Annotated in this window: 20 protein-coding genes; 12 read left to right on the top strand and 8 right to left on the bottom strand. The window is 44.8% G+C overall.

The features are described 5' to 3' along the window. Positions 1–326: 326 nt before the first annotated feature. The gene (locus Q0P86_RS16970; protein WP_366941317.1) at positions 327–476 is read right to left on the bottom strand and encodes an HTH domain-containing protein; all 150 of its coding nucleotides are present in this window, start codon (positions 474–476) and stop codon (positions 327–329) included. 429 nt (positions 477–905) lie between these two features. On the opposite strand from Q0P86_RS16970, the gene Q0P86_RS14940 reads away from it, so the two are divergent. Both Q0P86_RS14940 and Q0P86_RS14935 read left to right on the top strand, forming a co-directional pair. Further along, positions 906–1,463 carry a hypothetical protein gene (locus Q0P86_RS14940; protein ID WP_295040555.1) on the top strand — a complete coding sequence of 186 codons (558 nt, stop codon included), beginning with the start codon at positions 906–908 and terminating at the stop codon, positions 1,461–1,463. After that, on the top strand, positions 1,450–1,638 hold the full coding sequence (locus Q0P86_RS14935; RefSeq protein ID WP_295040553.1) for a hypothetical protein: 189 nt from the start codon (positions 1,450–1,452) through the stop codon (positions 1,636–1,638). Before Q0P86_RS14940 ends, Q0P86_RS14935 begins: the two co-directional genes overlap by 14 nt. Positions 1,639–2,112: 474 nt before the next feature. Here Q0P86_RS14935 and Q0P86_RS14930 read toward each other — a convergent pair whose 3' ends face one another. From Q0P86_RS14930 to Q0P86_RS14920, 3 genes are read right to left on the bottom strand one after another with little or no spacing between them, the layout of a single operon-like run. Further along, on the bottom strand, positions 2,113–2,319 hold the full coding sequence (locus Q0P86_RS14930) for a winged helix-turn-helix domain-containing protein (protein WP_295040551.1): 207 nt from the start codon (positions 2,317–2,319) through the stop codon (positions 2,113–2,115). Next, positions 2,316–2,795, bottom strand: a complete 480-nt coding sequence (locus Q0P86_RS14925; protein ID WP_295040549.1) for an ATP-binding protein — start codon at positions 2,793–2,795, stop codon at positions 2,316–2,318. The genes Q0P86_RS14930 and Q0P86_RS14925 overlap by 4 nt, the downstream gene beginning before the upstream one ends. A 29-nt stretch (positions 2,796–2,824) precedes the next feature. After that, complete coding sequence (locus Q0P86_RS14920; RefSeq protein WP_295040547.1) at positions 2,825–3,250, bottom strand: RNA-binding domain-containing protein; 426 nt, start codon at positions 3,248–3,250, stop codon at positions 2,825–2,827. 550 nt (positions 3,251–3,800) lie between these two features. Here Q0P86_RS14920 and Q0P86_RS14915 point away from each other — a divergent pair. The 10 genes from Q0P86_RS14915 to Q0P86_RS14870 all read left to right on the top strand — a co-directional run bounded on the left by Q0P86_RS14915 (position 3,801) and on the right by Q0P86_RS14870 (position 14,691). Next, on the top strand, positions 3,801–4,358 hold the full coding sequence (locus Q0P86_RS14915) for a hypothetical protein (protein WP_295040545.1): 558 nt from the start codon (positions 3,801–3,803) through the stop codon (positions 4,356–4,358). A 28-nt stretch (positions 4,359–4,386) separates the two neighbouring features. Further along, complete coding sequence (locus tag Q0P86_RS14910) at positions 4,387–5,643, top strand: FISUMP domain-containing protein (protein WP_295040543.1); 1,257 nt, start codon at positions 4,387–4,389, stop codon at positions 5,641–5,643. Between the two features lie 12 nt (positions 5,644–5,655). Then, positions 5,656–7,185 carry a fibrobacter succinogenes major paralogous domain-containing protein gene (locus Q0P86_RS14905; RefSeq protein ID WP_295040541.1) on the top strand — a complete coding sequence of 510 codons (1,530 nt, stop codon included), beginning with the start codon at positions 5,656–5,658 and terminating at the stop codon, positions 7,183–7,185. A gap of 20 nt (positions 7,186–7,205) precedes the next feature. Further along, positions 7,206–8,114 carry a TonB family protein gene (locus Q0P86_RS14900; RefSeq protein ID WP_295040539.1) on the top strand — a complete coding sequence of 303 codons (909 nt, stop codon included), beginning with the start codon at positions 7,206–7,208 and terminating at the stop codon, positions 8,112–8,114. Positions 8,115–8,135: 21 nt separating this feature from the next. Further along, positions 8,136–9,317 carry a TonB family protein gene (locus Q0P86_RS14895; RefSeq protein WP_295040537.1) on the top strand — a complete coding sequence of 394 codons (1,182 nt, stop codon included), beginning with the start codon at positions 8,136–8,138 and terminating at the stop codon, positions 9,315–9,317. Between the two features lie 29 nt (positions 9,318–9,346). Continuing rightward, the gene (locus Q0P86_RS14890; protein ID WP_295040536.1) at positions 9,347–10,741 is read left to right on the top strand and encodes an FISUMP domain-containing protein; all 1,395 of its coding nucleotides are present in this window, start codon (positions 9,347–9,349) and stop codon (positions 10,739–10,741) included. Between the two features lie 46 nt (positions 10,742–10,787). Next, positions 10,788–11,588: a hypothetical protein gene (locus Q0P86_RS14885; RefSeq protein ID WP_295040535.1), complete on the top strand. Its 801-nt coding sequence runs from the start codon at positions 10,788–10,790 to the stop codon at positions 11,586–11,588. A gap of 16 nt (positions 11,589–11,604) precedes the next feature. After that, entirely contained in the window at positions 11,605–12,459 is an 855-nt protein-coding gene (locus tag Q0P86_RS14880; RefSeq protein ID WP_295040534.1) for a fibrobacter succinogenes major paralogous domain-containing protein, read from the top strand. Between the two features lie 86 nt (positions 12,460–12,545). Further along, a complete protein-coding gene (locus Q0P86_RS14875; protein WP_295040532.1) occupies positions 12,546–13,319 on the top strand; it encodes an FISUMP domain-containing protein in 774 nt (257 codons plus the stop codon). Positions 13,320–13,341: 22 nt separating this feature from the next. After that, on the top strand, positions 13,342–14,691 hold the full coding sequence (locus Q0P86_RS14870) for a TonB family protein (RefSeq protein ID WP_295040530.1): 1,350 nt from the start codon (positions 13,342–13,344) through the stop codon (positions 14,689–14,691). Positions 14,692–14,823: 132 nt separating this feature from the next. Here the strand turns inward: Q0P86_RS14870 and Q0P86_RS14865 are convergent, their stop codons facing one another. From Q0P86_RS14865 to Q0P86_RS14850, 4 genes are all read right to left on the bottom strand, one after another. Next, complete coding sequence (locus Q0P86_RS14865) at positions 14,824–15,159, bottom strand: hypothetical protein (protein WP_295040528.1); 336 nt, start codon at positions 15,157–15,159, stop codon at positions 14,824–14,826. Between the two features lie 252 nt (positions 15,160–15,411). Beyond that, a complete protein-coding gene (locus Q0P86_RS14860) occupies positions 15,412–15,543 on the bottom strand; it encodes a hypothetical protein (RefSeq protein WP_295040526.1) in 132 nt (43 codons plus the stop codon). 182 nt (positions 15,544–15,725) lie between these two features. Continuing rightward, positions 15,726–16,004 (bottom strand): type II toxin-antitoxin system YafQ family toxin, encoded by a 279-nt coding sequence (locus tag Q0P86_RS14855; RefSeq protein WP_295040525.1) that lies wholly within the window; start codon positions 16,002–16,004, stop codon positions 15,726–15,728. Then, a complete protein-coding gene (locus Q0P86_RS14850; RefSeq protein WP_295040523.1) occupies positions 15,997–16,203 on the bottom strand; it encodes a hypothetical protein in 207 nt (68 codons plus the stop codon). Before Q0P86_RS14850 ends, Q0P86_RS14855 begins: the two co-directional genes overlap by 8 nt. Between the last annotated feature and the right edge of the window lie 233 nt (positions 16,204–16,436).

The raw sequence follows: 16,436 nt of genomic DNA, 5'->3' as shown, positions 1-16,436 counted from the left end.
TGCCGCGGGTGGCGTACAGTTCGTAACCGAGGTTCACGAGTTGGCGAATGAGCGGCACTGCCTTCTGCTTGTCTTCGTCCTTGAGCAAGACGAAGATGTTGCCCTGGCCAGGAACCTTGTTGCCCGATGCCAGCTAGCTGCATTCGGCTCGCACGCTGTTTAGGGGCTGGCATCTTCGCTTCGCTCGCGGCCAGCCACCTAAAAAGGAGCCTTGCAAGCAAGTCTCCACCCCAAGGGGGCACTTATAGAAACTCTTGGGATTTTACTCCCTTAGTGTTCTTATCCCCTTTGGGGAATCCCTAACGCCAAAATGCAGCAAAGACTTTCTATTTCAGCAATTGCCGCTCGCCTTTAACCTTAGAGTGTTCCGAGTTGATGTAGCCCATTTTCTTAAGGTCGTCTATGGCTCTCTGTATGGTGCGTTCACTTACATCTAGATTGTTCGCGAGCCATGAGTATTTTGCTTTGCGGTTCATTTTAAGAGCCTTGAAAACATTCTCAACGACCTGTGACGGAAATTCAGGGATGTTGAATTTTGGCTGTTTTCCTGTCTGTTTTTTTTTGACGGTTTTTTGCTTGAAAATGCCGTTTTTGTGCTGTTTTCGGTCAAGTAGCCATTAACGATGGCTTCTGCCATCATTCGTTCTCCAAGTGGCGATTTATTTTCCCGCATAAGGATTGCGGTCTGGTAGCCGAAATCATAGACTAAAGGCGAAACCTGCTTAAGGCTGGCTTAACAATGTGAGTGGGGTCGGGGCTGGAGCGTGGGGGAGGCGTTCCCCAAAATTAAAAAAAATCTCTTGACATGCTCCGCTGGATAGATTATATTTATACTGCTCAAAAGAGTAGTTGAAAACTAAAACGCCCCGTTGTTTTTTGCATGTCTGCGGGGAAAGGGGTAAAAGATGTATAGCGATGCAAAAATCGGTGGTGTCGGAATTTGGCTGGACGAGATTGTTCCTTGCCTCAAGGACAACGAAGCCGGAGAAATCAAGGAAACCGTGGTGTTCAGGATAGAGAGTCGCTCGTTCCTGAAAAAGTTCAACGAAAAGAACGGCTGGGGAATTGACTGGATTGAGGTCCCTAACGATGTTGAAGCGTTCGCTCTCGCCTTGAAGGAAAATAACGAAATTCAGGGGCTGGTCGGGGTGAAAAATGATGAAGGGCCTAAGGCGGCGTACTTGCACTGGGCCTGCACTGCTCCGCACAACAATAAACATGTATATGGCTCACAGCGCTATAGCGGCGTTGGTGGGCATCTTTTTGCCATTGCCGTTGATAAATCTGTACAATGGGGTTACGATGGCGTTATTTTCGGTTTTGCCCTTAACAAAGAACTGCTAAATCACTATATTGGCGTATTAGGGTGTGCGCATATCGGCGCGCTTCATCCGTATCATTTCATTTTGGGGCCGATTGCTGCAAAAAAATTGTTGGAAACGTACACTTATGAATGGAACTAAGAAGGTTGAGGACATTCTGTCCGACGTACGGATTCCGTTTTCGGCGGTTCCTGACCCGTACAGGAATGCTCTTCCCTGCAAGTTGAACCTGCTAGAACTGGCTCGGTATGCAGACAGGAATGGCAAGGACATCAGTAGTCTTTCTCAAGAAGAAATAGCCCAGTTCAAGATATAAGGTTATTTAAAGCAAAAAACGCAGGCTTGTGTTGAGTCTGCGCTTAAAATTTATAGGAGATTCCCGGTCAAGCCGGGAATGACAATCGTGTCTGGATTGCTTACTCAAAGCGACAAAGTCGCGAACTCGCACCTCAAAGAGAGCGAAGCGAGCGACCTCATGCCTCGTTACTTCTTCACGTGCCTATGGTACTCTTGCAAGCTGCATACTTCGAAGCGGCCGTAATCGTGCTTGTCCCTTGTGAGCGAAGTCAAGGAAGCCTTGGCTGAGTTGCCGTGCGAGAGGCTGGCCTTTGGGGTCTCTGAACTTACAGGAAATGGGCGTTCCCGCACATGTATGTGCGGTCGGGCTATATTGCAAGGCCTCCCGTGCGCACCTACGGCACGCCCGCGCGGCTCTTGCAACCAAGCCTCGCTACGCGAGTCTTGTCCCCAAGGGGTTATTATCCCTAACGCAAAATGCCGCAAAGACTTTCTATTTCAGCAGCTGCCACTCGCCTTTAATCTTCGAGTGTTCCGAATTGATGTAGCCCATTTTCTTAAGGTCATTGATGGCCCGCAAAACGGTGCTTTCACTTACTCCGAGATTATCTTGAATCCATGAATATTTCGCTTTTCGGTTTTGTTTCAGTGCTTTAAAGACATCTTCTACAATTTGTGACGGAAAATCGGAAACCTTCAAATTTGACGTTTTTTTTTTGACGGTTTTTTGATTGAAAATACCGTTTTTGTGCTGTTTTCGCTGTTTTCGGTCAAGTAGCCATTAACGATAGCTTCTGCCATCATTCGTTCTCCAAGTGGCGATTTATATTCCCGCACAAGGATTGCGGTCTGGTAGCCAAAATCATAGACTGCCTCGCCATTTTCATTGGCCTTCAGCTCCTTTTGCACCCTTAACACGCCCCGGCTATGGCGGTTGACAAAACCAAGGACTTTCATCGCTTCGGCGATCACGATGTTCCTGTAGTCGTTCACATTGGGGAAGTTGCTCTCGTTGGCGCGACCATATAACCCGCCGTGGTTCATAATCTCGATGCGGTCGTCATACTGATAGAATTGTATCGGACCGTTCGTCGAATAATCCCTGTGGCAGATGGCGTTCATCAAAAGTTCTCGCGTAGCCCAGTCGGGATAATCGACAACCTGTTCTTCGCGCAATGCGCTGACAGGTATGGGGCGTCGGTTTGCTATAGTCGTCTTGATGAATGTGTCAAGTTCTGCTTGAACAGACCTAAATCCAAGTCGTCAATGGTTGCACTAAGGCATGGCGCAGAATCGAATGAGGTGAGATTAGCCCGACGTTTTTCCATCACGATATCGCCTTCGTTCATCGAAACCTTTTCGACGGTCATGGACGGTTGCGGTTGAATATTCCCATCGGTGCGGATAGCGGCCACATTTTTCAGGATGGCGTCTGTCACGTCTATTCCTTGGACGTTCCCGTCGTCGGTCACGCCCAGGAACAGATACCCCGGCTTTCGGTGGTTGGGCAAGTCGTTGGCGAATGCACAAATGGCCTGACCGAACTTGTCGGTGTTCGTGGTCGAAATGGTCCACTCGATATGGTCGCTTTCCAAGTCGCAGAACAGTGCTTTCAATTCGTCTTTTGTCATCGTGTGGCGTGCTCTTTTGGGCAATAATATACAATTATCCGATGAATTGCGCAAGTGGGGTGGGGTTTAGGGCAGCTTTCGAGCCTTGTTCGCCTTGCAAGCCCGGTTGCCGTGACGTTCACCTTTTGCTAAATTTTTACTGACATATTGAATTAGAGTAGTACTCTTGTTCCCTATCTGGAAATTCTGGTAAAATTTCTTGGGGCTTGCCCCAGCAACTTGGGAAGAAGACGAACACTCACACCGATCGGGTGTGGGTCGTTGGGCGCTTGCCCGCGGCTATGTCGGCCTTTTCTGGCTGACTATTGCCGTTGTGCTTGAAGTTGCGGGTTTACCAGAGCCTCCAGATAATGAGCCGAGCGACACCATGCCTTTTTTTTGTTTCCCGAAAAAAGTATGGATCGCAGAGATGGTCATTCTGGAGTGTAGCCGAAGGCGAAACGATAGAATCCATTGAATTTGTTTTTGCTTGCGAATGCGATGCAATCTCAATCGGCTTCCTGAACAAGACCGCTGCTTGTAGACTGTCATTGGCAGAAAGGTCTTGAAAATGAAAACAGGTCACCCTTTAGAAAGAATCTTGCAAGATTATGAATACAATAAGGATCGGTTTTGGAGAAGTGAACTCCAGTATTACAAGTGTTTGCCTAATCTGAGCATGGCACTGGAAGAGGCTGGATTGTTTCACAAAGATGCGACGCATCGCGGAAATCACCAACGCCGAATTTTAAAGACAAGTAGGGATTTTTTTGCAAAGGGTTTGTGTTCAGATAAAATAAAAACTCGCATTGAAAAAAGTGAAAATTTTGAAGATCTCTATAAAATTGTAGATGAACTTCGTGGTCTTGGAATAGGGAAATTAACCGTTTATGACACGACTATGCGTCTAGGCGCATTTCTGGAAAAGCAAAAGCGAAAACGTTTCAGACCTTTAGAAGTTTATCTACATAATGGTGCTATGGATGGCGCAAAAAAGTTGCTGTCTCGTGGATTGATTCAAGGACCTCTGTCATCTGTTGTGTCAATTGATGTTTTTTCGGACATTTTCCCCGGGCTTGAAACGTGGGAAATTGAAGAAGTCCTCTGTTTGTATAAGCATAACTTTTAGCAGGGTTTATTAAAAAGGTGGAAAAAATATGAATAGCTACTACAAAAAAATAATGATTACTTTTGTTGTTCTTGTTTTGGGGACAAATTCTCTTTGGGCAAAGCAAATGGAAAAATGTGTGGTCAAGGAACAACGTTTTGAACTAGTTCCAGACCTTCTTTTTGGAGGTTATGTTAAAATGCCATATTGTCATGTATTTTGTCCAAGCGTGGGAGATCTTGATTTAAGAGGAGATTGCCAAGAGATCTGGTACTGCGTAGGCCAATATGAGGTTGGCCAACCCGGACAAGCTTTTGTGAAAAGTTCGTTCCAAAAATTCCATGGGAAATGTCCTACAAAAAAGCAATTTGATAAGTACGTCGCTGACGAAGAAAAGAAGCGAAAGGTCGAAGAAGAAAAGAAACGGAAAAAAGAGGAGGCGGAACGAAAAAGACGTGATAAAAAAAATCAGGATGAAGCTGAAAGAAAATACAACAAACTATGTTCTGTAGAAGGAAATGGCTCTAGAGGGACGATGATAGATTCCCGTGACGGAACGGAATATGCTACCGTTCAAATTTGTTCGCAAGTTTGGATGGCCGAAAACCTGTATTACGAAATGGATGGCAGCGTTTGCTTAGACAACAAAAAGTCAAAGTGCGCAAAATATGGACGTTATTATATATGGTACTCCGCTAAATCCGCATGCCCAGACGGATGGCGCTTGCCGACTGCAGAGGATTTTAGAACTTTGATGTGGGTGGCTGCTTGGGGCGTTACTGTAGATTCTTCGGAGCGTTTCTACGAAAAAGCAGCAAAAGAAAGAAAGGCTGCATTGAAGTTGATGTCTTCGGATTTCGATGGGGGGCTGGATACTTATGGCTTTGCTGCGATTCCGACGGGGTATGTTAGATATCCGACTCGTGCACATGCTCGAAAAATGGCTGAATTGGATGCTTTAACAAATAATAATGATCAGATAGTATGTCGTTCTTGTTATGATGCTTCAATAAATAATAATCAAAGAATGATGAACGGAGCTAAAACCATTCCCGAAGAAATCGATTTAGGAGATTATGCTCAATTTATTACTGATGGTAGATATTCCAAATTTTGGTCATCAACAGAAGAAACTCGCCCTAATCCATATAATCCAACAAAGATTGATAGTACAGGTTCTGCGATTGTGTTAAGTCTGTCTGCGGCTGCTGATTATGGATACAATGCTATAAAAGGAGTTCGTTACAAGAGCAATGGAGATGAATTTGATGCTTATCCAGTTCGCTGCATCAAGGATAACGAATAAGGAATGATAAATATGAAAAACTTTATTTTATTTGTTTTGTTATTGATGGCTGCTTCCTTCGCTGGAGAATCTTGCAAAAATACGTATCAACGCTTTGTCAAGTTGGTTCCTGATCAAGAAACAATAGATTGTTGGCTGACAAATGAAAAAGAAGGGAATGTCAAAGGCTTCTTCTTTAATTTGAAAGGCGGTACACCAGGCGCTCTTGTTTATGACAACAGTGCTCCAGTGCTTGGGCATAAATGGTTGAAATTGTATAAAGGTGAAGATATTCGTAAAAAAGGAGTAAAATGCTATTTAGCTTATAGACCGGATAATACGTTCATGACTTCGAAACAAATTGTATCTAAGCTTTTGGGTATTTTGAAATGTGAAAAAGGCTTTAGTGCTCATCTAGGCAAATCATTTACTCCAAATGAGGGTGTCTTGACAGATTCGCGAGATGGAAAAGAATACAAGACAGTTCAGATTGGACAACAAGTTTGGATGGCAGAGAATTTGAACTACAAAGCTAAGGGGAGTATGTGTCCTGACAATAACCCTTCGAATTGTACCAAATATGGACGCCTTTATGATTGGAGCATGGCGAAACGTTCTTGCCCGGCGGGATGGCATTTGCCTAATACTGATGAAATAGAGACATTGGTAAATCTTCTTGGTGGAAAGAGTGTGGCTCGCAAAATACTGAAAATAGCCAATGATTGTGATGATTATGATTGTGGATCGGATGATTTTGGCTTTGCGGTTCTCCCTGCTGGAACATTCTCGTCATCAAACGAAAAATTTCGTGATATAGATATTCAACCATATTTTTGGACAGCAAAGGAAAGCCGGAACAGTTTTAAGGATGGATTATATTGGGATTTGAGCAATTTATCTGGGAATTTTAGTGACTCTGATAAAGATGACGGAATGTCTGTCCGTTGCCTTAGAAACGAGTTAAGCGAAAAAAATAATATTCATGAAGAAAATTCTGATAATGAAAAAGAAAAAATTGTTGTTTCTTCGCAGAAAGGCATGATGCTTGACCCTCGTGCTAATCAAAAATACAAGACTGTTACAATTGGAACTCAAACATGGATGGCGGAAAATATTAGATACAAGACAGCTTCTAGTATCTGTTACGGGAATACTTCGTCTGATTGTGCAAAGTATGGGCGGTACTACACTTTTGGTGATGCGTATAACGTTTGCCCAAGTGGCTGGCATTTGCCTAGTGCAAAAGAATTTGCTGTTTTACTCAAGTCCATTGGTGGTGAATCCAAAGCAGGAGGTAAGCTAAAATCTCAAAATGATTGGAATGTCAATAATAATAAATGTAATGGAACGGATGATTACGGATTTGCAGCTTTACCTACAGGTATGATGATGAATGAATATGAATCGTTTGGCAAGGGTAGAGAATCTTATTTCTGGAGCGAGACGGATGAACGCCCTAACAGCATATATGTATTGAAAATACATTGCGATACTGAATCTGCTACGGTAGGCTGGACCGTTGAACCTGATTACGGCATACCTGTCCGATGCATTAAGGATTGACAATTTTTTAGAGGTGAAAAATGAATGTTCTAAAATTTGGCGTTGCTGTCATGGCGCTTTTGACAGTAACATCCTGCAAGCAGGACGGGGCTAAGACAGACTCCGCTGCAACTGATTCCCCAAAAAATACTCAGGTTGCCTCTAATGATGAAAAACCTTTCAAGACCTTCACGTTCGGAAACAAGGTTTGGATGGTGGAAAATCTGAAGGTGAATGCCGAAGGAAACCGTTGTGAAGGAGACTGCAATAAATTTGGAAGACTGTATGACTGGAATACTGCTATGAAAGCATGTCCTGAAGGATGGCATCTTCCTGCAATGAGTGAGTTTCAAGCGCTGCTAGCGGTGTTCTTTGATACGACGAGCTTTAGTGCTTGGCAAAAAAGTTTGTTGGGAAGGAATACCTTGTTTTGGAGCTCTGTTGAACAAAATGCAGATTCGTCTTTTGCTGTAGAGATTAAGAATGTGGATACTTCTGGTAGTCCAGGAAATAAGGAAATCGCTGTTATTCCTACTGTTTCTAAATCAAGTTTTGCCTATGTTCGCTGTGTTCAAGGTTCTCCTATAAATGATAGCCTGTGGCTTAAGCAGCAGGAGCAGGAGGCTTTGGATGCACAGAATTCATGTAGCCGTAGTGCAGCGGATATTATGAAAGTTGTACGCCAGAAAACCCCTGGTCTTCGGCAGGTGTACGATAAGGCTTTGAAGAAAAAGAAGAAATTTCAGGGAAAAGTGAAAATCAAGTTTGTCATCAAACCAGAAGGAAATGTCGCTGAAACTTCTGTTGAATCTTCTACGACAGGGAATGATGCTTTTGACAACGAAATCAGCACTGCCGTTAAACTGTGGAACTTCGGTAAACATAAATGTAAGGACGGAAACTTAGCGAACGTAACGACGGTAACGATTCCGTTTACTTTCAGTGAGTAAAAAACTTATACAGAGGGAAAAATGAAAAATCTTCTTAAAATAATGCTTACGGCATCTTTGTGCGTTTCTGCATCCATTGCGGCCCCGCAAAAGGGCTCAATGACGGATCCACGCGACGAAAAAACATACAAGACTGTAAAGATTGGTGACCAAGTCTGGATGGCGGAGAACTTGGCTTTGGAAATAACCGAGATAAACGGAAATCCTGGGAGTACCAATGAATGTTGGATTCTTGGCGGAAACGGGAAAAAAGCGAATTGTAAAAAATATGGTCAATACTATTCGGCGTTGGCCGCTTCGGTAGCTTGTCCTGATGGTTGGCATTTGCCGAGTGCTCCAGAGTTTAAAAAAATGTTGGATTATGCAGGAAATTCCATAGACCTCAAATCGAAAGAAGGTTGGAACACCTATCAGCAATCAAGTGGGAATGGAATAGATAAATACGGATTTAATGCACAACCTTCAGGAGGATGCATCGTAGCTAAGGATGGCGAATGTTCTTATTTGGAAGAAGGAAAACGCGCTTATTTTTGGACATCAACGGTTCCGTCGGATACAGAAGGAGTTGCTTATGCATTTTTGGGAGCATCACATACAGATTATGGTTTTGATTTAGCTCCACAATCAAAGGGACTTTGGATGTTTTTTCCTGTCCGTTGCATTCAGAATGAAAAAAAGAATGTAGGGGATGTAAGTGCCGATTTTAATGAAGGGGAAGCTACGGAATCGTCTTCACACGATGCATGTAAGGCTGCGGTAGCTAAAGCTAAGAATACATATAATAGATGTATAACACTACCTAAAGGAAGTTCGGAAAGATCGCTTTGCGCGAAAAAATATAAGGAGGAAAAAGAAAATGCTGAAAAAGCTTGCATAATAAAGAATGCAAAGAATTCATGTAGTCGTAGTGCATCGGATATTATGGAGGTTGTGCGTCAGAGAATGCCTGGTCTGCGTCACATCTACAACAAGTTTCTGAAGCAGCAACCGCATTTTCAGGGTGTGATTTCCTTGAGGTTTACGATTGCTCCGGGTGGCGAAATCATCAGCATCTCCATTGCTTCTTCTACGACCGGTTACGGCGAATTTGACAATGAAATCAAGACCGCTGTGAGCCGCTGGAATTTTGGCAAATTTAAATGTGATGATGGAAATGTCGCGAACGAAACGACAGTAACTGTTCCGTTTACTTTCTATGAGTAAAATAAAAGAATACTTATATAGAGGAAAAAATGAAAAATCTTCTTAAAATAATGCTTGCCGCATCCTTGTGTATATCGGCTTCTTTTGCGGCCCCGCAAAAAGGAACGATGAAGGATCCTCGCGATGGAAAAACGTACAAGACTGTAAAGATTGGTGACCAGGTTTGGATGGCGGAGAACTTGGCTTTCGAGATAGAGGGAAATGCTGGGAGCAGAACGTGTTTGAATCCTGTCGGTAAAGGGAAAAAGGTGAAATGTAAAAAATATGGTCGATACTATGATCAATACTATTCTGCGATAGCCGCTTTAAAAGTTGCCTGTCCTGATGGTTGGCATTTACCGAGTGCTGCAGAACTAAAAAAAATGTTGGATTTTGCAGGAAATTCCATAGACCTGAAATCGAAAAAAGGTTGGAACACCTACCAGCAACCGAGCGGAAATGGAAAAGACAAATATGGCTTCAACGCACAGCCTTCAGGGACATGTATGATTTTGGATGGTAAATGTGCTTATATGGATGAAGGAAATTACGCTTATTTTTGGACATCTTCAATGCAGTCGGATCCTTTGGCCTTGGTTTATGCATTTTTGGGTGCACCACATGCAGATTATGGTTTCGATGTATCACCAATAGAACAAAACTTCTGGTATCCAGTCCGTTGTATTCAGGACGAAGAAAAAAATGTAGGGGATGACCTAATGAAAAACCTAAAGTTCTCCAAGAATATTGACCAGGTCCTGAAAGATGTTGCTAGACTCCAAACAACAGGTAAGACCAGTGACCGTCGCAGTAAGGCTGATGGCGGCTCCAACGACGGTGGCAGAGGTGTTGGCGACGGCCTTGCGGGTCTTCTCAATGGAAGTGGTGGTGGCATTGAGGCCTCGCAAAAGGGGGCAATGACCGATTCTCGCGATGGTAAGAAATACAAGACTGTTGCTATTGGAAAACAGATATGGATGGCTGAAAATCTCAACTACAAAACAGCCTATAGTTATTGCTACGAAGACAAAGCAAGTAACTGCGCTAAATATGGTCGCTTGTACATATGGGAGGCTGCGTTAAAAGCTTGCCCTATAGGCTGGCATTTACCAAGTAAAGAGGATTTTGGTATCCTTGTTGATGCTGTAGGTGGAATAGACATTGCGGGACGAAAGCTTAAATCTGCAGTGAGCTGGAATGAAAACGGAAATGGTTCGGATGAAGTCTCTTTTGTGGCGCTCCCCGCTGGCTATATGCAAAATTATGGCAGGAAGGAAAAGGGTGGTTATTACAAGTATGAAGGTTTCTATGCGGGGTTCCACAGTTCTACGGGAGCGGGTAGCGAGGATGCTTTCGGTATGCATCTTGGTAGTGACAGTGACGATGCCGATTTGGGTATAAGTAACGTTCTTAACGGTTTTTCTGTTCGTTGTCTCAAGGATTAGGATGTTGATTCTTCACTTTTAAATCTATTTTCAAAAAGGGAATCTTATGAAATTAGAACGTGTCTTGTTTTTTTTATTTATTATGTCTGTTTTATCTTTTGCCGACGCGGAGTGCGAAAGAATCTACCGTAACTTTGTCAAGACAATCTCAAAGCAGAAAACGAAAACCTGCAGGGTGATTGGAGTAGATGACGATAGAACCGATATTATGGGATTTTTCTTTCATTTTGGCCTTCAAGGAACGGAATACCCGGCCGTTTTGATCTATGGGTCAGATTATGATCCGATGCTCTATTCCGGTGACGATTACTATGTAAAGCATGCAAAATGCATCAAAAATGACCGGTATAGGATTTTATATACTGTCATGACTCCGGAACAGATAGCGGCAAAACTCTTGAGCTTCAAAAATTGCGGCGATGATTTTAATCACCCTGCAAATGAGGGACCGCACACAAATGTACAGGTGATGCACTCGCTTACACATAGCCCTGATGGACTTGATGTCGATGAAACCCGGCTACGCGCCAAGGAGGCCTATGCAGAACTGGATGGTGATGATGATTTCTTGGCTGAGTCAGGCAGGCCGTTGAAGGTGAAAAATGACGGCAGCGGTGCGGCTGGAAAGATTTTGCTGGGCACTGGCGTCACGGCTGCGGTGACGGGCGTTGTGCTGGCCGTTATCGGGAACAGCCAGGCGAAGTCCGCATCCGAGAAAAACTACAAGACAGAAACGGAGTTTAAGAAAAACCGCGAAGATGCAAAATCGGGGCAGACCCTCCGCGGTGTAGGAATCGGAGTTGCCATAGTCGGAGCCATTGGGATTGGCATAAGTTTTACGTTCTAGGCAGGGAAATATATTTATGCGAAGTTCCTTTTTAAGTATTACGAAATGGGTTGCCACCGCAGTTGCCTCCATTTCTATTGTTGCCTGTACCGACTATGTTGCGCAAATGGATGAGGACTTTGAAGCGTGGAAAGAGGAACGGTTGACGAAGGATGATTCGTCCTCCAATTCGCAGGTCAGGTCAAGTAGCGGTTCTGTAAAGGTCCCTGAGCTTGTCGAAGGGTCTAGCAGCAGCGCAAGGTCCAGCAGCAGTGTCGCGGTATCCTCGTCCTCTAGGGCAGTCTCTTCGTCTTCTGTTCCGGTGTCGTCCAGCAGCGTTGCTGCAGTCAATTCGAATTCTTTTAGGGATTCCCGCGACGGCCAGACCTACAGGATTGTTAAAATAGGAACGCAAGTTTGGATGGCGGAAAACCTGAACTACGAAACGGCAAACAGCTATTGCTACGATGATGTCTCGAGCAATTGCTCCAAGTATGGTCGCCTTTACACATGGGCGGCGGCGACAGCGGCCTGTCCCAGCGGCTGGCATTTGCCAACAAAGACTGAATTTGAAACCTTGCTCACTGTAGTGGGTGGCTCGTCCCCTACAGTGGGCTGCTCATCTACTGCTGGCGCAAAGCTAAAGTCTACCAGTGGTTGGAACAATAGTGGTAATGGCTCGGATGCCTACAGTTTTTCCGCTCTCCCCGCGGGCAGGCGGGGCAGTGTCACCTACTCTGGCGACTTCTTCTATTTGGGCGAGTCTGCCGATTTTTGGAGCGCCGATGACGATGGCGGCTACATGAGCCTAGGCTATCGCGATGATGGGGCTTGCGTGTGGCGCGGCGCTTACAATTACTTCGCTTATTCTGTCCGTTGTCTCAAGGATTGATTGTGTTGAGTTTGCGTAACATACGTCGTCTTTGCTTTTTGTTATTAGCGGTTCTTTTCGTGGCCTGTACTGATTATGTTGCGCAAATGGATGAAGACTTTGAATCGTGGAAAGCGGATGCATTGTTGAAAGATAATCCGTCCTCCAGCTCTCAGGTTAGGTCGAGTAGCAGTTTGATGCAGAAATCGTCTTCTTCGAATGTGAAATCATCGAGTTCGGTTGTGGAATCTTCTAGCAGTATCGTCGAATCTTCATCTTCTAAGGTCCTTTCGTCATCGACGGCTCCTGTGTCATCTAGCAGTGAAATTCTAATGTCAAATAGTTCCGAGAAATCGAGTAGTAGTTTATTTGGCGAATCATCTTCTAGTAAAAGTCTTGGGACGATGACCGACTCCCGCGATGGTCAGACGTACAAAACGGTAAAGATTGGCGTGCAAATCTGGATGGCGGAAAACCTAAATTACAAAGCGGACTCTAGCTTCTGCCACCACAACGATGAAAGTAATTGCTCCAATTATGGTCGATTTTACAGATGGGCGACTGCGATGGATAGTGCTGGTACATGGAGTTCGAACGGCAAGGGTTGCGGTTATGGCAAGGCATGTTCGCCGACATACCCCGTGCGCGGCGTATGTCCAAGTGGCTGGCATCTGCCTTCATTGACGGAGTTGATCACCCTGTTCAATGTAGTTGAAGGCTCATCGACCGACTACGAGGACGCCGCCATGTTTTTCTGGAGTTCTTCTGAGAACGATAGCATCTACGCATATGGCATGAACATGTACTATGGTTTCGGTGATGCTTATCCAGACGTTCACTTTAAGAACTTTGGACAATATGTCCGTTGTCTTAAAGATTGACAATTTTTTTAAGGAGTAAAAAATGCATATTCTAAAATTAGGTGTTACCATCATGGCTCTTACAGCATCCTTGTGTATATCGGCTTCTTTTGCGGCCCCGCAAAAAGGAACGATGAAGGATCCTCGCGATGGAAAAACATACAAGACGGTAAAGGTAGGCGACCAAGTCTGGATGGCGGAGAATTTAGCTTTCGAAATAAACGAGATAAACGGGAATCCAGGGAGCACCATTGATTGTTTGATTCTTGGTGGTGACGGGAAAAAGGCGAATTGTAAAAAATATGGTCGCTATTATTCGGCGATGGCCGCAGCAACAACCGCTTGCCCTGATGGTTGGCGTTTGCCGAGTGCTGCAGAATTTAAAAAATTGTTGGATTATGTAGGGAATTCCATAGACCTCAAATCGAAAAAAGGTTGGAACACCTACCAACAACCGAGCGGGAATGGAAAAGACAAATATGGCTTCAATGCTTTGCCTTCAGGAGGATGCATAGTAGCCAAGGATGGTAAATGTGCTTATATGGATGAAGGGAAATATGCCTATTTTTGGACATCTTCGATGCAATGGAACTCTGCAGAGGATGCTATTTTGCAACAATCGGAGCCAGAGGGCGTTGCTTATGCATTTTTGGGAGCACCACATGCAGATTATGGTTTTGATGTTGCACCACAAAAAAAAGCAATTTGGATGTGGTATCCAGTCCGTTGCATTCAAGATGAAGAAAAAAATGTAGGGGATGAAAATGAGCAGACAACCAGAGGTGTGTTAAATCTATTGAAACAACAGACACAACAGGCTAATCAGAAAACTTCTGATTATACAAGCAATGATTGTTCTACTTATCCAAGACCGAAAAATTGTACCAAAGACATTGATAAGGTTTTGGAAGGTGTTGCTGGAATAGATACGAAGGGAAAAGACGAATTATCCAAGAGGGGGAAGGAAAAAGATCCTAGCGAGTCTAGTGGCGGTGGCATTGGTGATGGCTTGGCAGGCCTTGTCAGTGGAGGAGGCGGAAAAATTGCGACCAAGGCTAAAGGAATCACTAGAATTCTTTCTACAGATGAAGTTGACGTGACAGGTTCTATGAATCATGAACGTGTTATGAGGGTTGTTCGGCAACGCCTTCCGGGCTTGAGCCACCTCTATAACAAGTACTTGAAGAAGAAACCGGGCTTTCAAGGAAAGGTTGTTCTAAAATTAGAAGTGAATGCCAATGGTCAAGTTGCTTATATCTCGAAAACTTCTTCAACAGTGGATTATCCCGAATTCGAAGATGAAATTACTGAAGCAGTGAGTCGTTGGAAATTTGAAAATAGTACAGGAAACACTATCATAACAATTCCATGTACATTTAAAATAAATGAATGAAAAATGTCTTTTGATAACAAAAACAGGTGCCCCGCTTGGGACACCTGTTTTATGCGACTTTAAATGGTGATTCCGGCTCGGAGGCCGGAATGACACTTAAGTCGCGGGGCATTACCCCGCACTCAGTTCACCTTACTTCTTCACGTGTCTGTGGTACTCCTGTAAACTACAAACCTCAAATCTTCCGAAGTCGTGCTTGTCCCTTGTGAGCGAAGGCAAGGAAGCCTTGGCTGAGTTGCCGTGCGAGAGGCTGGCCTTTGGGGGCTTGTAACATCCTGAATTAAAGGTCAGCCGGTCTTCCAAGCCTTCCACGGTGGAGGTGAGGGCGGCGATCGTCGTGGTGATGGAAATGCCGGACACGACGGCCTTGGAGCGCATCTGGATTTGTACGCTTTGCGTACATTCTCCTTGCTCGTCAAATGAGAATATGCGTGCGTATTTTCGCTTGACTCGCTTCATTGCTTTCATTTCCGGAGAAAGCGTGATGTCCACACCCGGGAAAACACCGCAAGGCGAGCGTTGCGACCACCGAACTTGTTTGAGCGGGACCGAGCCGAGGATGTTTCTGTAACTTGACGAACGGGAACACGGCTTCCTTGACGCTCAGGGATAATGACCGTTCGGCTTACGCCTCACTCCCACCTAAAGGTGGCCATGTACACTAAGCGCTAAAGCGCAAGTGTCCAAAGCTCGCCAACACGACTCGTTAATATGAGTCACTTATGGCTCACAGGGCACGTGGACTTCTTCGGTAAAGCCAATCTGTTCGAGAGTTTCGCCCAGCATGCAACGGCTTGCGTAGCTGGCCAGCGGGACGCCGATGGACTGGCATGCTAACAGTGCACTCGTCAAATGAGAATGTAAACATTCTCGCTTGACTCGTTGCTGCTGTTTTGGAGACGAACGTCACCGCGCGGCTCTTGCAACCAAGCCTCGCTACGCGAGTCTTGTCCCCAAGGGGTCACTTATAGAAACACTTGGGAGCTTACTCCCTTAGTGTTCTTATCCCCTTTGGGGAATCCCTAACGCGGATGCTACTTCTTAAACAAGTCCGAATGTGTTCCCATGCGGACCATTTCTAAAATAAGTTCGTTTTCTTGAATGCGATAGATGACTATCAAATCAGGATGCAGGTGGAAATCCCGATGGTTTTTCCAATTGTTTGACAATTGGTGGTCTTTGTATTTTGGCTCGAGTTCTTCTCTATTGCGAAGTTTGTTTACGACTGCTTCGAATTCGGACAAATCATAGCCACGTTTCTGGGCAAGTTTGTAATCTTTCTTGAACTGGTTCGTAAACCGTAAATCAAGCATTCAAGGCCGCCATGAAATCGCTGGTGGACTTGTAAACGGGGCTAAGGTTTTTCCCGGCCTCGCTTTCTGCCATGACCTTGGCGGTGAGATCGTTTGGTTCTTCTTCGGAAGTCTCCATATAGACATCCTTGCGGAGCTGTAACAGGCTCTCGATGACGCTCAGGAAGGGCGTGTCGACATTTCTCAAGGTAACAATCATATTTTATCTCCGTTTTCTCGTCTAATATACATTTTTCTGTGCGAAAACGCAAGTTTGGGGTGGTTTGGACTTTGAAATAGGGGGCTGGAATGGTTCCCTAGAGATTTTTTTGGGGGGGGGCGTTCCCGCACATATATGTGCGGTCGGGCTATATTGCAAGGCCTCCCGTGCGCACCTTCGGCACGCCCGCGCGGCTCTTGCAACCAAGCCTCGCTACGCGAGTCTTGTCCCCA

The organism is uncultured Fibrobacter sp. (assembly GCF_946062555.1).
In the GTDB taxonomy this organism is placed as follows: Bacteria; Fibrobacterota; Fibrobacteria; order Fibrobacterales; family Fibrobacteraceae; genus Fibrobacter.
The sequence above is the reverse complement of the archived record's forward strand: the minus strand, read 5'-3'. Positions and strand labels throughout refer to the sequence as shown.

Excerpts from the sequence above, each read along its gene's own strand:
- Q0P86_RS16970 (WP_366941317.1), bottom strand. The coding sequence starts at position 476 with ATGAACCGCAAAGCAAAATACTCATGGCTCGCGAACAATCTAGATGTA.
- Q0P86_RS14940 (WP_295040555.1), top strand. The coding sequence starts at position 906 with ATGTATAGCGATGCAAAAATCGGTGGTGTCGGAATTTGGCTGGACGAG.
- Q0P86_RS14935 (WP_295040553.1), top strand. The coding sequence starts at position 1,450 with ATGAATGGAACTAAGAAGGTTGAGGACATTCTGTCCGACGTACGGATT.
- Q0P86_RS14920 (WP_295040547.1), bottom strand. The coding sequence starts at position 3,250 with ATGACAAAAGACGAATTGAAAGCACTGTTCTGCGACTTGGAAAGCGAC.
- Q0P86_RS14915 (WP_295040545.1), top strand. The coding sequence starts at position 3,801 with ATGAAAACAGGTCACCCTTTAGAAAGAATCTTGCAAGATTATGAATAC.
- Q0P86_RS14910 (WP_295040543.1), top strand. The coding sequence starts at position 4,387 with ATGAATAGCTACTACAAAAAAATAATGATTACTTTTGTTGTTCTTGTT.
- Q0P86_RS14905 (WP_295040541.1), top strand. The coding sequence starts at position 5,656 with ATGAAAAACTTTATTTTATTTGTTTTGTTATTGATGGCTGCTTCCTTC.
- Q0P86_RS14900 (WP_295040539.1), top strand. The coding sequence starts at position 7,206 with ATGAATGTTCTAAAATTTGGCGTTGCTGTCATGGCGCTTTTGACAGTA.
- Q0P86_RS14895 (WP_295040537.1), top strand. The coding sequence starts at position 8,136 with ATGAAAAATCTTCTTAAAATAATGCTTACGGCATCTTTGTGCGTTTCT.
- Q0P86_RS14890 (WP_295040536.1), top strand. The coding sequence starts at position 9,347 with ATGAAAAATCTTCTTAAAATAATGCTTGCCGCATCCTTGTGTATATCG.
- Q0P86_RS14885 (WP_295040535.1), top strand. The coding sequence starts at position 10,788 with ATGAAATTAGAACGTGTCTTGTTTTTTTTATTTATTATGTCTGTTTTA.
- Q0P86_RS14880 (WP_295040534.1), top strand. The coding sequence starts at position 11,605 with ATGCGAAGTTCCTTTTTAAGTATTACGAAATGGGTTGCCACCGCAGTT.
- Q0P86_RS14875 (WP_295040532.1), top strand. The coding sequence starts at position 12,546 with ATGGATGAAGACTTTGAATCGTGGAAAGCGGATGCATTGTTGAAAGAT.
- Q0P86_RS14870 (WP_295040530.1), top strand. The coding sequence starts at position 13,342 with ATGCATATTCTAAAATTAGGTGTTACCATCATGGCTCTTACAGCATCC.
- Q0P86_RS14865 (WP_295040528.1), bottom strand. The coding sequence starts at position 15,159 with ATGAAAGCAATGAAGCGAGTCAAGCGAAAATACGCACGCATATTCTCA.
- Q0P86_RS14855 (WP_295040525.1), bottom strand. The coding sequence starts at position 16,004 with ATGCTTGATTTACGGTTTACGAACCAGTTCAAGAAAGATTACAAACTT.
- Q0P86_RS14850 (WP_295040523.1), bottom strand. The coding sequence starts at position 16,203 with ATGATTGTTACCTTGAGAAATGTCGACACGCCCTTCCTGAGCGTCATC.